At 73.0% G+C, this 13,379-nt stretch carries 11 protein-coding genes; 7 read left to right on the forward strand and 4 right to left on the reverse strand.

Annotated elements, in window-relative coordinates; genetic code table 11:
- Positions 1-35 precede the first annotated feature (35 nt).
- Together OG589_RS41205 and OG589_RS41210 are read left to right on the forward strand one after the other, a co-directional pair.
- Positions 36-518: an HIT family protein gene (locus tag OG589_RS41205; RefSeq protein WP_405144171.1), complete on the forward strand. Its 483-nt coding sequence runs from the start codon at positions 36-38 to the stop codon at positions 516-518.
- Positions 519-553: 35 nt separating this feature from the next.
- The gene (locus OG589_RS41210) at positions 554-1,420 is read left to right on the forward strand and encodes an NAD(P)-dependent oxidoreductase (protein WP_405144172.1); all 867 of its coding nucleotides are present in this window, start codon (positions 554-556) and stop codon (positions 1,418-1,420) included.
- Between the two features lie 10 nt (positions 1,421-1,430).
- Here the strand turns inward: OG589_RS41210 and OG589_RS41215 are convergent, their stop codons facing one another.
- Entirely contained in the window at positions 1,431-2,447 is a 1,017-nt protein-coding gene (locus OG589_RS41215) for a zinc-dependent alcohol dehydrogenase family protein (RefSeq protein WP_405144174.1), read from the reverse strand.
- Positions 2,448-2,613: 166 nt separating this feature from the next.
- Between OG589_RS41215 and OG589_RS41220 the strand changes: the two genes are divergently transcribed.
- The 5 genes from OG589_RS41220 (at position 2,614) to OG589_RS41240 (ending at position 9,285) form a co-directional block, all read left to right on the forward strand.
- A complete protein-coding gene (locus OG589_RS41220; RefSeq protein WP_405144175.1) occupies positions 2,614-3,411 on the forward strand; it encodes a DeoR/GlpR family DNA-binding transcription regulator in 798 nt (265 codons plus the stop codon).
- A 96-nt stretch (positions 3,412-3,507) separates the two neighbouring features.
- The gene (locus OG589_RS41225; RefSeq protein ID WP_405144176.1) at positions 3,508-5,046 is read left to right on the forward strand and encodes an amino acid permease; all 1,539 of its coding nucleotides are present in this window, start codon (positions 3,508-3,510) and stop codon (positions 5,044-5,046) included.
- Entirely contained in the window at positions 5,043-6,530 is a 1,488-nt protein-coding gene (locus tag OG589_RS41230) for an FGGY family carbohydrate kinase (protein ID WP_405144177.1), read from the forward strand. Before OG589_RS41225 ends, OG589_RS41230 begins: the two co-directional genes overlap by 4 nt.
- Positions 6,527-8,011: an NAD(P)/FAD-dependent oxidoreductase gene (locus OG589_RS41235; protein ID WP_405144178.1), complete on the forward strand. Its 1,485-nt coding sequence runs from the start codon at positions 6,527-6,529 to the stop codon at positions 8,009-8,011. Before OG589_RS41230 ends, OG589_RS41235 begins: the two co-directional genes overlap by 4 nt.
- Entirely contained in the window at positions 8,008-9,285 is a 1,278-nt protein-coding gene (locus OG589_RS41240) for an NAD(P)/FAD-dependent oxidoreductase (RefSeq protein WP_405144180.1), read from the forward strand. The genes OG589_RS41235 and OG589_RS41240 overlap by 4 nt, the downstream gene beginning before the upstream one ends.
- On the opposite strand, the gene OG589_RS41245 is transcribed toward OG589_RS41240, so the two are convergent.
- The 3 genes from OG589_RS41245 to OG589_RS41255 form a co-directional block, all read right to left on the reverse strand.
- Entirely contained in the window at positions 9,278-10,396 is a 1,119-nt protein-coding gene (locus OG589_RS41245) for an acetate/propionate family kinase (protein ID WP_405144181.1), read from the reverse strand. The genes OG589_RS41240 and OG589_RS41245 overlap by 8 nt on opposite strands.
- Before the next feature lie 24 nt (positions 10,397-10,420).
- Complete coding sequence (locus OG589_RS41250; RefSeq protein WP_405144183.1) at positions 10,421-12,262, reverse strand: APC family permease; 1,842 nt, start codon at positions 12,260-12,262, stop codon at positions 10,421-10,423.
- Between the two features lie 148 nt (positions 12,263-12,410).
- Positions 12,411-13,325, reverse strand: a complete 915-nt coding sequence (locus tag OG589_RS41255; protein ID WP_405144185.1) for an aldose 1-epimerase family protein — start codon at positions 13,323-13,325, stop codon at positions 12,411-12,413.
- Between the last annotated feature and the right edge of the window lie 54 nt (positions 13,326-13,379).

A 13,379-nucleotide genomic window follows, 5' to 3' on the forward strand; every position in this document is an offset into this window, starting at 1 on the left:
GGGATGATCCGGTACGGAGAGAGAATCATTGAGGGATGGACACAGGCGACCCTTGCGTGTACTGCGAGATCCTCGCGGGCCGGGCCGAAGCCAGCCTGGCCTTCGAGGACGACGTCACGATCGTGGTCATGGACGGCAACCCGGTGAACCCGGGGCACGCGGTCGTCATACCGCGGGTCCACGCCACCGGGCTCGAAGACCTCGACGAGCAGATCGGGGCCCACATGTGGCGGGTGGCCCAGCGGGTGGCGCTGGGGCTCCGCCGTTCCGGCCTGCGGTGTGAAGGCGTCAACGTGCTGCTCGGCGACGGGGAGGCCGCGCTCCAGGAGGTCCTCCACACCCACATGCACGTGTTCCCGCGTTTCGAGGGGGACAACGTCGTCGTCGACGCCGACTGCGAGCCCCGGGACCGCCGGCTGCTGAACCAGGAGGCGTGGGCACTGCGGGAGGCCATGAAGGCCTTCGCCTCCCAGGCGCCCTCCGCGGTGATGCTCCCGCACCGCGCTCCGACGGCTTAGTCACTCGGCGACCGCTCGTAAGGAGGGGATGGCAGATGCGTGTAGCCGTACTGGGGATGGGGCACATGGGCCGGGCGGTGGCCAGGAGGCTGCTCTCGCACGGCTACGACGTCAGGGTCTGGAACCGCACGCCGGGGAAGGCCGCCGAGGTGGTCGAGGCCGGAGCCGCCGAGGCGTCCTCGCCGGTGGAGGCGGCACGCGATGTCGAGGCCGTGCTGATGTCGCTGGCCGACGACCAGGCCGTGCTCACCGTGATGGGCCGGCTGGCCGAGCTGGGGTCAGGTCCGGACGGGCCGATCGTGGTCGACATGAGCACCGTCTCCCCGGAGACCTCTCGCAAGCTCCTGGAGTCGGCGCCAGGACGGCGGTTCGTGGCCTCGCCGATCATCGGGGCCCCGCAGACCGTCCTCGACGGCATGGCCTCCGGCCTGCAGGGCGGCGACCGCAGGCTCGTGGACCGGCTGGAGCCGATCTGGTCGCGGGTCTTCTCCGTCTACTGGTACTGCGGTGAGGACCCCGGGAGCGCGTCGGCCTTCAAGCTGCTCAACAACTACCTGATGATGTCCGGAGTCGCCGTCGTCGCCGAGGCGGTGGCCACGGCCGAGGGCGCCGGGCTCGACAAGAAGCTGTTGCGCGAGCTCCTGCACCGGTGGCCAACGGTGGCGCCCGGCCTTCGCAACCGCCTCGACGACATCCTCTTCGGCGACCACAAGGGCTGGTTCGCCACGCGGCTCGGCGCCAAGGACGTGCGGCTCTTCAACGGGGTGGCGGAGTCCACCGGGCTCTCCCTGCCCATCGCCCGCCTGGTCGAGCGACGCTACGAGGAGGCGGCCGGGCGCGGCTGGAGCGAGGCCGACATCACCGCGATCGTGGAGCTGGTCCGCGCGGAGCGCCGCACCTGAGACCGGCGGGTCAGCCGCCGATGTGGAGTACGGCCGCGCCGGTCACCCGGTCGGCCGCGAGATCGGCCAGCGCCTGGTCCGCCTGGTCGAAGGGGTACGGAGTCGTGGTGACCTCCAGCGGGTGGAGCGTGGCGATGCTCAGGAACGTGCGGCCGTCGTTGCGGGTGTTCGCGGTGACGCTCCGCAGGGTGCGCTCGTAGAACAGGTGACCTTCGTAGTTCAGCTCGGGGATGTCTGTGAGGTGGATGCCGGCCACGGCCAGTGTCCCGCCCCGGTCGAGGGCGCCGAGCGCCACGGGCACCAGGTCGCCGACGGGCGCGAACAGGATGGCGGCGTCCAGCGGCTCGGGCGGCGCGTCGTGCGAGCCGGCCGCCGAGGCCGCTCCCAGGTCGAGTGCCAGCTCCTGGGCCTTCTCGGAACGGGTCAGCACGTGCACCGTGGCGCCCTGGGTGATCGCGACCTGGGCGATGAGGTGGGCCGAGGCCCCGAAGCCGTAGATGCCCAACCGGCCGCGCGTCGGCAGTTCGGCACGCGCCAGGGCGCGGTATCCGATGATGCCCGCGCACAGCAGTGGCGCGAGCTGCTCGGCGGGGCGGTCCTCCGGCAGCTCGTAGACGTAGTCCTCAAGCGCGGTGGTGTACTCGGCGTACCCGCCGTTGACGTCCCAGCCGGTGTACTCGGCGTTGGGGCAGAGGTTCTCCGCGCCGCGAAGGCAGTAGCGGCACTCGCCGCAGGTAAAGTGGAGCCACGCCACCCCGACCCTGGTGCCGACCTCCAGACGGTTCGCGTCGATGCCCCGGGCCGCGACCCGGCCGACCACCTCGTGCCCCGGCACGGTGCCCGGGTGCTTCGGCGGGAGGTCGCCCTCGGCCAGGTGCAGGTCGGTGCGGCAGACGGCGCACACCTCGACCCTGACGAGCACCTCTCCGGGGCCGGGCTCCGGCACCGGCATCCGCACGCGCTGTAGTGGCCGGGTGTCCATCGGGCCAGGGTGGCGCACCACCCAGGCGGTCATCGTTTCGGCCATGTCCCCATGGTCACACGCCGGTCCCGGCTTCCCACCACAGCCCCGCACCGAACACGCTGACGCCTTCCCTGCCCCAAAGCCGGACAAATCAGCTCTTGACGTGCGTTACCTCGTGTATCCATACTTCCAGTCAACATTCCACATGTTTCCACAAAGAGGAGGCCGGGTGCTGCCCGCGGAACGTCGTCGTCGCATCGCCGCCGAGGTGGCCGCTCGTCCGAGCGTCAAGACCGAGGAGCTCGCCGAGCTCTTCTCGGTCTCCGGAGAGACCATCCGCCGTGACCTGCTCCGCCTGCAGGGCGACGGCCTGGTGGAGCGCGTGCACGGCGGCGCCACCCCCGCCGAGCGCCCGCGCGCGGTCGAGGACAGCTACGCACAGCGCAGGGCCCTGAACGTCGCGGGCAAGCAGGCCATGGCCAGAGCCGCCGTGTCCCTGCTCCGCCCGGGCGACACCGTGATCCTCGACGTCGGGACCAGCGTGGCCGAGATCGCCCGCGCCATCCCGGTGACCTGGACCGGCCGCGTGCTGACCAACTCGCTGCCCGTGGGCGCGGAGCTGGCCGACCGGCCCGGCGTCGAGGTGCTGGTCTCCGGCGGGCGCACCCGCTCGGGAGACCTCGCGCTGGCCGGTGGCCAGACGGTGGCCTTCTTCGCCGACTACTACGCCGACCTGGCGTTCCTCGGCTCGGGCGGGGTGCATCCGGCGGCCGGGCTGACCGACTACCACTCCGACGAGGTGGACGTCCGCCGGGTCATGCTCGACCACTCCACCCGCTGCTACGCGATCGCCGACGCCACCAAGCTCGGCGTGATCGCGGCGCGGCATGTCTGCCCGCTGGATCGGCTCACCGGCCTGATCAGCGACGGAACCCCCGACGAAGGTCTCGCCGAGGCGCTGGCGACCGCCGGTGTGCGCCTCGTCGGACCTGACGACACCGGCCGGGCGGAGGCCGACGCCAGTTGACCCCCGCCGCCCTGATCCCGCTGATCCCGAACCGCCGGCGCGACCACCGTAAGACGGAGGCGACGCTCCCGCTTCACCTTGCTCCAAGGAGTGTTCATGTCCGAGGACCACACGTCCACCACTTCAGCGCCTGAGCCGTCCCCGGTTCCCGGCACCGCCGCGTACGCCCAAAGGGCCTACGAGGCGGACATGACCGACGACGAGCTGGTCTCGTCGTACGGCTACACCCAGCAGTTCGCCCGCACGCTGCGCTCGTTCGAGTCGTTCGCGGTCGCGTTCTCGTTCATCTCGATCACGACGGGCCTGTTCAGCACGTTCGGGTTCGTGCTCGGCGCGGGCGGCCCGCGCGGCATCTGGACCTGGCCGATCGTCGTGGTCGGGCAGGTCTTCGTCGCGCTCGTCTACGGCATGCTCGCCTCGAAGATCCCGCTGTCCGGCTACTCGTACCAGTGGGCCTCGCGCCTCGCCAACCCCCGCGTGGGCTGGTGGTTCGGATGGGTGTCGTTCGCGTTCCTGTCGATCGTGACGGTCGCCGTGGACTACGGGCTCAGCCAGGCCGCGCTGCTGCCGCTGTTCGGCATCGAGTTCAGCCCAGGCAAGGCGATGCTGGTCACGCTGGTCGTCATCGTGATCCAGGCGATCCTCATCATCTGGTCCACGCCGATCACCGCGAAGATCAACAACTGGGCCGTGGGCGCCGAGGTCATCGGCATGGTCGGGCTCACCCTGGCCCTGCTCGCCGCCGCGCTGTTCGCCGGCAAGGGCGACTGGTCCCAGCTCGGGTCCACCGGCGTGGTGGCCGGCGCCGGCTACTACGGCTGGCTCGGCCCGTTCATGCTGGCCACCCTGCTCGGCGCCTACACGATCGTCGGCTGGGAGTCCGCGTCCAACCTCGCGGAGGAGACGCACAACCCGCGCCAGGTGGTGCCCCGCGCCATGGTGCGCTCGATCCTCGTCGCGGGCGGGCTCGGCATGCTGTTCCTGATCGTGCTGGTGGCGACCGCCCACGACATCCCCGCCCTGACCGGCGACAGCGCCCCGGTGGCGACGATCATCGGCCAGAACCTCGGCCCGGTGATCAAGGCGATCGCCCTGGTCATCGTCTGCGTGTCGATCTTCGCCTGCGGCCTGGTCATCATGGTCACCAACAGCCGCCTGATCTACAGCATGGCCCGCGACGGCCGCCTCCCCGCCGCCAAGGTGCTGACCCGGGTGCCGCGCGCCACCGGCGGCCCGATCTGGGCCACGCTGCTCGCCGGCGGCCTCAGCGCAGCGATCGTCATCGGCTTCGGGCTCAACGCCAACGCCCTGGCGAACCTGCTCGGCGCGGCCACGCTCATGCCCGCGATCCTGTACGCCGGTACGGTGCTGCTCTACTGGTTCACCCGCAACCGCATCCCCGCCCGTCCCGGGGACTTCGTCCTCGGCAGATGGGAGAAGCCGGTCGTCGCCCTCGCGCTGCTGTGGCTGGCGTACGAGCTGGTCATCCTGATCGGCCCGGCCGACTTCCGCCAGGCCCAGTACTACGCCATAGGCACTCTCGTCGTGGGCGCGCTGGTCTACGGCGGCATGCTGTGGAAGGCGCCGGACGCCCTGCGGCGCGAGCCCGGACTGCCCGGTGAGGGTGGCCGATGACCTCGGCGAACATCCTGGCGATCGACCAGGGCACCTCGGGAACCAAGGCGCTGGTGGTCTGCCCCGAGCGCGGGGTCATCGGCTCGGGCGAGGCCGCCGTGCGCCCCCGGTACGGCTCCGGGGGCCTGGTCGAGCAGGATCCCGGCGAGCTGCTGCGGTCGGTGCTGGACGCGGGACGGGAGGCCGTCGCGGCGGCGGGCGAGCCCGTCGCGGCCGTCGGCCTGGCCAACCAGGGCGAGACCGTGCTGGCGTGGGATCCGGCGACCGGTGAGGCCCTGACGGACGCCATCGTCTGGCAGGACCGGCGCGCTCAGTCCGTCTGCGACGAGCTCGCGGGCGAGGCCGGGCGCCTCGCCCGGCTCAGCGGGCTGCCGCTCGATCCCTACTTCGCCGCGCCGAAGATGGCCTGGCTCCGCCGCCACCTCACCCGGGAGGGCGTCGTCACGACGAGCGACTCCTGGCTGGTCCACCGGCTCACCGGTGCCTTCGTCACCGACGCCTCCACGGCGTCGCGCACGATGCTGCTCGACCTCGACGGCACCGAGTGGTCACCGGAAGCGCTGGAGATCTTCGGGCTCGGCGGCGAGCGGCTGCCCGACGTCGTGGACGCGGCGGGCGTCTTCGGGGAGACCGATGCCTTCGGCGCGTCGGTCCCGCTGACCGGCCTGCTCGTCGACCAGCAGGCGGCACTGCTCGCCCAGGGCTGCGTCGAGGAGGGCAGCGCGAAGTGCACCTACGGCACGGGCGCGTTCCTGCTCGCCAACGCGGGCCCGCGCCCCGTCCGCTCCTCGGCCGGCCTCGCGGCGTGCGTGGCCTGGCGCTTCGCGGGACGGCCGGCGTACTGCCTGGACGGGCAGGTCTACACGGTCGCCTCCGCGGTTCGCTGGCTCACCGACCTCGGGGTGATCGGCGGGGCCGAGGACCTCGACCGGCTGGGCGGCAGCGTGCCCGACTCGGGAGGCGTCACGTTCGTCCCGGCCTTCGCGGGCCTGGCGGCCCCCTCATGGCGCGGCGACGTACGGGCGTCGGTGTCCGGGCTGGGCCTGGACACCACCCCGGCCCACGTGGTGCGGGCACTGTGCGACGGGATCGCCGCGCAGGTCGTCGAGCTGGCCGGGGCCATGGCGAGCGACCTCGGCCGCCCGCTGACCAGCCTTCGCGTGGACGGCGGCCTCACCCGCAGCAAGGTGCTCATGCAGACCCAGGCCGACCTGCTCCAGCTCCCGGTCGAGGTGTACGCCTCGCCCGACGCGACCGCGCTCGGCGTCGCCGCCGCGGCGAGAATGGGCCTGGACCCCGGCCTGACGGCGGCCGGCGCGACGGTGCGGGGCGCGCCCTCGGCCGTCTACGAGCCCCGCGCCGGCGCGGGGGAGGCCGCCGACCGCCTGGGCGCGTACGCGGCGGCCGTGCGCGCGCTGCTTCTCACCAAGGACGGCGCGAACACCGCCGGGCCCGCGAAGGACGAGACGGAGGAGAACCTGTGAACGACGTCCCGGGGGGTCCCGGCGACCAGGCGGCGTATGACGTCGTGGTCGTCGGGGCGGGCGTCGTGGGCACCGCGATCGCCCGCGAGCTGGCCCACCACGACCTGCGGATCGCCGTCCTCGACGCCGCCGCCGACGTCGGCGACGGCACGTCCAAGGCCAACACCGCCATCCTGCACACCGGCTTCGACGCGACGCCCGGCACCCTTGAGTCCCGGCTGGTGCGCCGTGGCTACGAACTGCTGGAGGACTACGCGGCCGCGACCGGCATCCCGGTGGAGCCGCTGGGGGCCCTGCTCGTCGCCTGGGACGACGAGCAGCTCGCGGCCCTTCCGAAGCTGAAGGCCAAGGCCGAGGCCAACGGGTACGACCGGACGCGCGTCATCGGCGCGGACGAGGTCTACCGCCGCGAACCCCGGCTCGGTCCGGGCGCCCTGGGCGCGCTGCACGTGCCGGGGGAGAGCATCATCTGCCCCTGGACCACCACCCTGGCGTTCGCTACCGAGGCCGTGCAGGCGGGCGTCGACCTGCGTCTGGAAACCCGGGTCGGCGAGGTGGTCGCGGGCGGCGGCGACGTCCCGCACGAGATCCGCACCAGCCGGGGCGTGGTGCGCGCCCGCTACCTGGTGAACGCCGCCGGCCTGTGGTCCGACGAGCTCGACCGGCGGCTCGGGCACCACGGGTTCACCGTGACCCCGCGCAGGGGCGAGCTGATCGTGTTCGACAAGCTGGCCCGCCCGCTGGTGAACCACATCCTGCTCCCCGTCCCGACCTCGCGCGGCAAGGGCGTGCTGGTCGCCCCCACCGTGTACGGAAACGTCATGCTCGGCCCGACCGCGGAGGACCTGAACGACAAGACCGACACCGGTTCCTCCTCCGACGGGCTGGCGTTCCTCAAGGACAAGGGCGCGAAGATCATGCCCGCGCTGCTCGACGAGGAGGTCAGCGCGGTGTACGCGGGGCTGCGCGCGGCCACCGAGCACGGTGACTACCAGCTCCGCTCCCACCCCGAGCAGCGTTATGTCTGCGTGGGCGGCATCAGGTCCACCGGGCTGACCGCCTCCCTGGCCATCGCCGAGCACGTGATGGGCCTGCTGGTGGAGGCGGGCCTCGACGCCGGGCCGCGGCGCGAGCTCGAACCACCGCGCATGCCCAACATCGGCGAGGCGTCCCCGCGCCCGTACCAGCGCGCGGACCTCATCGCCGCCGACCCCGAGTACGGCCGCATCGTCTGCCACTGCGAGCGGGTCACCCGCGCGGAGATCCGCGACGCCATGCGGGGCCCCCTCGCGCCGCGAACGCTGGACGGCCTGCGCCGCAGGACCCGCGCGCTGAACGGCCGGTGCCAGGGGTTCTACTGCGGGGCCGAGGTGCGGGAGCTGTTCGACCACCCCCCGTCCGGGCCCGGCCCCACGGGGGCCCAGGCCCGCGCGGCCGGCGACGCGCGCCCGGACGCCGACACGAGCGGGGCACGCCCATGACGACTCCCGGCACCACACCCGTTCCGACTTCCACGGCCCGCCGCGAGCGGTCCGTCGAGGTCCTCGTCGTGGGCGCGGGACCCGCCGGTCTGGCCGCCGCCGCCGAGCTGGCGCGGTCCGGCGCCGGTCCCGTGGAGGTGATCGACAGGGAGGAGCACGCCGGAGGCATCCCCCAGCACTCCCACCACACCGGGTACGGCATCCGCGACCTGCACCGCCTGATGACCGGCCCCGCCTACGCGCGGCACTACACCGGCCTCGCCGCCGCCTCCGGCGCCACCGTGCGGACGGGCGTGACGGCCACCGGGTGGGCCGGGCCGCTCACGCTGGAGACGACCAGCCCCTCGGGCCTGGAGGCGATCACCGCCCGCGCCGTCGTCCTCGCCACCGGGGCGCGGGAGCGCCCGCGCAGCGCCCGGCTGGTCCCCGGCACCCGCCCGGCCGGCGTGTACACCACCGGAATGCTCCAGCAGACGGTCTACCTGCGCGGGCAGAGCGTGGGCCGCCGCGCGGTGATCGTCGGTGCGGAGCACGTCAGCTACTCCGCCGTGATGACCCTGGACCACGCCGGGGTCGAGGTCGCCGCCATGGTGACCGACCTGCCGCGCCAGCAGTCGTACGCGGCGTTCAGGCTGGGCGCCGGGGTGCGCTACCGGTTCCCCCTGCTCACCGGGACCACGGTGACCCGGCTGATCGGCCGGGGCAGGCTCCAGGGCGTCGAGGTACGGCGTGCCGACGGGCGCACCGAGGTGATCGCGGCCGACACGATCGTGTTCACCGGCGACTGGGTGCCCGACCACGAGCTGGCGCGGCGGGGCGGCCTCGCTGTCGACCCGGGCACCCGGGGGCCGTCCGTCGACACCGCCCTGCGGACCTCGGTGCCCGGAGTGTTCGCGGCAGGCAACCTCCTGCACCCGGTCGAGACCGCCGACGCGGTGGCGCTGGACGGACGCCACGTCGCGGCATCGGTGATCGCGTACCTCTCGGGCGTGCCCGAGGCGGCCGGGGTGCCGGTCCACGTGCGCGAACCGCTCAAGTGGGTCGCTCCTGGACGGGTGGGCCCCGGCGGGCCGCCGCCCCCGCGTGACCGGTTCATCCTGTGGACGACGCGGTTCGTGCCCCGGCCCGCCGTCGAGATCGTCCAGGACGGGCGGACGCTGCACCGCCAGGTCACGCGCCGCACGCTCATACCGAACCGCCCGATCTACATCCCGGCCGGATGGCGTACGGCCGTCGACCCCGAGGGGGGCCCGGTCACGATCACCGTCACCTGATCAGGGCGAGCACGGCCAGGGCCTCGCGGGCGAGCTGCAGCTCCTCGCGGGGCCTGATCACGAGCACGGGGACGGCGGCGTCCGGCGCGCTGACGACCATGTCGTCGTCCACGTGCTCACGGGCAGGCGGCGCGATGCCGAGCAGCCCCAGCCTCCGGCACACGTCGTGGCGGACCTCCGGCTGGTCCCAGCCGATCTCGCCGGTGAACACCAGCCCGTCCAGCCGGTCGAGGCTGGTCGCGGCGGCGGCCATCTCGCGGGCCACCCGGTGCGCGAACACCGCGAGGGCCAGCGCCGACGCCGGATCACCGGACGCCACCAGGTCGCGCGTGTCGCCCGACCTGCCGTCCGACAGCCCGAGCAGCCCCGACCTGTGCTCCAGCCCGTCGCTCAGCTCGTCCAGCGTGAGCCGCGAGCCGGACAGCAGCCACAGCAGCATGCCGGGGTCGACGCTCCCGGACCGGGTGCTCATCGGCACCCCCTCCAAGGGCGTGAAGCCCATCGAGGTGTCCACGCCGCCGCCGTCGCGCGCCGCGCACACCGACGACCCGCCGCCCAGGTGGGCGAGGACCAGGCGCAACGTCCCGGCCGGGCGCCCGAGTAGCCCCGCCGCCCGCTGGAGCGCCCAGGCGTACGACAGGCCGTGGAAGCCGTACCGGCGCAGCCCGTACCTGCTCCGCCACTCGGCGGGCAGCGCGTACGTCGCGGCGACCTCGGGCATGCCCGCGTGGAAGGCGGTGTCCGGGCACAGCACGTGCGGGATGCCGGGCAGCCTGCGCCGGGCGGCCTCGACCAGCGCCAGCGCGGGCGGCACGTGCAGGGGCGCCAGGTCGGCGAACCGCCGCACCGCCGCGAGCACGCCGTCGTCCACCACAGTGGGCGCGCGCACGGCGTCGCCGCCGTGCACCAGCCGGTGGCCCGCCACGGCGATCTCGCACGGGGGAGCCTCCCGCAGGAAACCGTCGATGGTGTCGTCGATGGCGGACGGGTCGGGGGCCTGCCGCTCGACGTACAGCTCGTGGAGCACCTCGCCGTCGCGGACCAGGTCGAGCCGCAGGCTGGAGGACCCGGCATTGACGGTCAGCGCGACACGGGACACGGTCCGAGCCATCCCCAGCCCCACGGGTTTGAATCGCTATATCCTGACGGACGGTTCCCTGCCCCCGGACACAGGTGACAGGCGGAAGCGCATGCGGCACACCACGGCGTCGGTCTTCTTGCGCACTCCACGGGCGAGGACGGCGCCCCGCTGGTTCTGCAGGAAGCGCTGCCAGGCGTGCTCCGGCTCGATCTCGGCGATCAGCACGAACACGTGGGTCTCGGGCACGCTCGCGAGGAAGGTCACCAGCGGCTGCACCAGCCGCCGGTGGGCGTCGTGGATCAGCACCAGCTCGACGTCGGGATGCCATCGTTCCCACTGCTCAACGAACGAGTCCCCCTCGTCCGCGTCGTCGGGGTAGGTGACGTGCACGGCCACGACGCGGTCCCCCAGGGACAGCGCGGCGGCCAGCGCGTCGTGGGTGAGCCGGTTGACGGCGTGCACCGGTACCACGACGAGGGACTTTCGTGGCCGGGGCGGCGTCGGCACCTGGCCCAGCTCCAGCTTCCCGCCGATCCGGGCGTAGGCGCGGTTGACCCATTCCATGCCCAGCACCATGAGCGGCAGCGTGATGACGATGAGCCAGCCACCCTCGGTGAACTTCGACGCGGCGATGACGACGGCGGCCACCCCGGTCAGCAGCGCGCCGAACCCGTTGAGCGCGGCCTTCCACCGCCACCCCCGGGGCCGCTCCGCCAGCCAGTGCCGGACCATGCCGAACTGCGACAGCGTGAAGCCGACGAAGACCCCGATCGCGAACAGCGGTACGAGCTTGTTCATGTTGCCGTGCGTGGCGACCAGCAGCAGGGTCGCGGTGACGGCCAGGAAGGCGATGCCGTACCGGTGGACCTGCCGCTCGACCCGCAGGGCGAACACGTGCGGCAGGTTGTTGTCCCTGGCGAGCAGGTGGGCCAGCACCGGCAGGCCGCCGAACGAGGTGTTGGCGGCCAGGGCCAGCAGCACCACGGTGGAGAACTGCACGACGTAGAACAGCGGGCCGTTCCCCAGCGCGGCCCTGGTCACCTGGGCGAGGACGGTGACCCCGTGGACCGGCCCGATCGAGAACTTCTGGATCAGCAGGGCGACGCCGATCAGCATGACCCCGAGCAGCGCGCCCAGCACCACCTCGGCGCGCTGCGCCCGGCACACCCTCGGCTTCTTGAACGTCGGAACGGCGTTCGCGATGGCCTCGACCCCGGTCAGCGCGGCGCACCCGTTGGCGAAGGCCCGCAGCAGGAGCAGCGCCCCGACGGTCTCGAGGCCCTGCGCCTGGGCGACGTGCTCGACGGGCGTGGCCGGCTCGCGCCGGATCAGCCCGGCGACGATGACCAGGCAGAGGGCGGAGACGTAGATGATCGTGGGCCCGATGAAGGCCCGGGCGCTCGTGCCGATGCCCCGCAGGTTGACCAGGGTGACCAGCAGGACCACGGCCAGGCACAGCCAGGTCGTGTGCGGCAGGAGCTCGGGGAAGGCGGAGGTCAGCGCGGCGACCCCGGCGGCCACCGAGACGGCCACGTTGAGGACGTAGTCGATGATCAGGCTGGAGCCCGCCACCAGGCTCGCCCGGCGTCCGAGGTAGGTCTTGGCGACGCCGTACGCGCCGCCGCCCTGGGGGAAGCTGGCGATCACCTGCCGGTACGAGAAGGTGAGGACGGCGAGCAGGGTCGCGATCGACAGCGTGACCGGGAGCGTGTAGCCGATCCCGCCCGCGCCCGCGAGGGCGAGCACCAGCACGATCGCCTCGGGCCCGTACGCCACAGACGACAGGGCATCGAGCGACAGGGCCGCCAGGCCGCCGATCACGCTGAGACGGTGCTTTTCCCCGGCCGGGACCGCGGGTCGCCTGGAGGAGACGGTCCGGGTGACAGGCATCGGCATCGGTCCCCCTAGATGGGATTACGCTCCTATCGTGCTGCCGCTTTCGCGGGTATCTGTCGGTTCATACGGGTTCTTGACGTTTAATGCCGTGATTTCTACGGCCCCTTGACGGCGCCCGTGCCGCCCGCCGTACGGGCCGGCTCTCAGGCTAGGTCGGGCCGATGCCCCACCGGTGGGCGACCTCGTCTCCGGGGGCGAGGCGGACGACGTCCTCCCCGGTGCGGAAGGCGTTGGGCGGGCAGCTCATCGGCTCCACCGCGAGGCCCTCGCGGCGGTGCTCCTTGGCGAGGGTGTCGCCGGTGTAGAGCTGGAGCCAGCCGATGCCCTCGGCCCCCCACAGCTCGACGCCCCGGGTGCCGTCCCCGGTGGTGAGCCTGACGCGGACGAGCCCGTCGGCGCCGCGCGCCAGGCCGGTGAACGCGGTGTCGAGCACCGTCTCGCCGATCGGGCGCGCGGTCCGGAAGTCGTACTTGGTGCCCTCGACGTCGCGCCTGCCGACGGGGATCTTGCGCTCGTCGACCGGAAGCCACCGGCTCGCAGGAAGTTCCAGCACGGCGCCGTCGACGGGCTCCCCGAGCGTGAGGTACGGATGGGCGCCGAAGCCGTACGGCGCGGCGGTGTCCCCGGAGTTCCGCGCGGTCGTCTCGACCGTGAGCCCCGAGGGGCCCAGCGTGTAGGCAATGGTGAGGTCGAGGATGTGGGGGTAGCCGAGCTGCGGGAACAGCCGCAGCCCGAGCGTCACCGACCCGTCCTCGCGTGACAACAGCCGCCACGGGAACGACCGCGAGAAGCCGTGCGCGGCGTTGCCCGTCTTCGGCTCGGTGAGCGCGAGCTGCCGCTCCTCGCCGTCGAACTCGTACCGGCCGTCCTTGATGCGGTTCGGCCACGGGATCAGGGGCAGCCCCGCCGACCCGAACGGCGCGTGGTGCTCGGGGTAGCCGAGGACGAGCGGCCGGCCCTCGTGGGTCAGGCTCCGCAGGCCCGCTCCGACCTCGGTGACGACGGCCTGGAAGCCGCCGGCCTCGATGGTGTGCTGGGCCCCGGTAGGCGCGATGGTCGTCACCAGGCAATTGAACACCATTGCCCCCTATGTCCGACGGCTCCCGGCACCGCCACG

Source organism: Sphaerisporangium sp. NBC_01403 (assembly GCF_045040145.1).
GTDB lineage: Bacteria > Actinomycetota > Actinomycetes > Streptosporangiales > Streptosporangiaceae > Sphaerisporangium > Sphaerisporangium viridialbum.

Coding starts and splice junctions, on each gene's coding strand:
- OG589_RS41205 (WP_405144171.1), top strand. CDS start 36: ATGGACACAGGCGACCCTTGCGTGTACTGCGAGATCCTCGCGGGCCGG.
- OG589_RS41210 (WP_405144172.1), top strand. CDS start 554: ATGCGTGTAGCCGTACTGGGGATGGGGCACATGGGCCGGGCGGTGGCC.
- OG589_RS41215 (WP_405144174.1), bottom strand. CDS start 2,447: ATGGCCGAAACGATGACCGCCTGGGTGGTGCGCCACCCTGGCCCGATG.
- OG589_RS41225 (WP_405144176.1), top strand. CDS start 3,508: ATGTCCGAGGACCACACGTCCACCACTTCAGCGCCTGAGCCGTCCCCG.
- OG589_RS41230 (WP_405144177.1), top strand. CDS start 5,043: ATGACCTCGGCGAACATCCTGGCGATCGACCAGGGCACCTCGGGAACC.
- OG589_RS41240 (WP_405144180.1), top strand. CDS start 8,008: ATGACGACTCCCGGCACCACACCCGTTCCGACTTCCACGGCCCGCCGC.
- OG589_RS41245 (WP_405144181.1), bottom strand. CDS start 10,396: ATGGCTCGGACCGTGTCCCGTGTCGCGCTGACCGTCAATGCCGGGTCC.
- OG589_RS41250 (WP_405144183.1), bottom strand. CDS start 12,262: ATGCCGATGCCTGTCACCCGGACCGTCTCCTCCAGGCGACCCGCGGTC.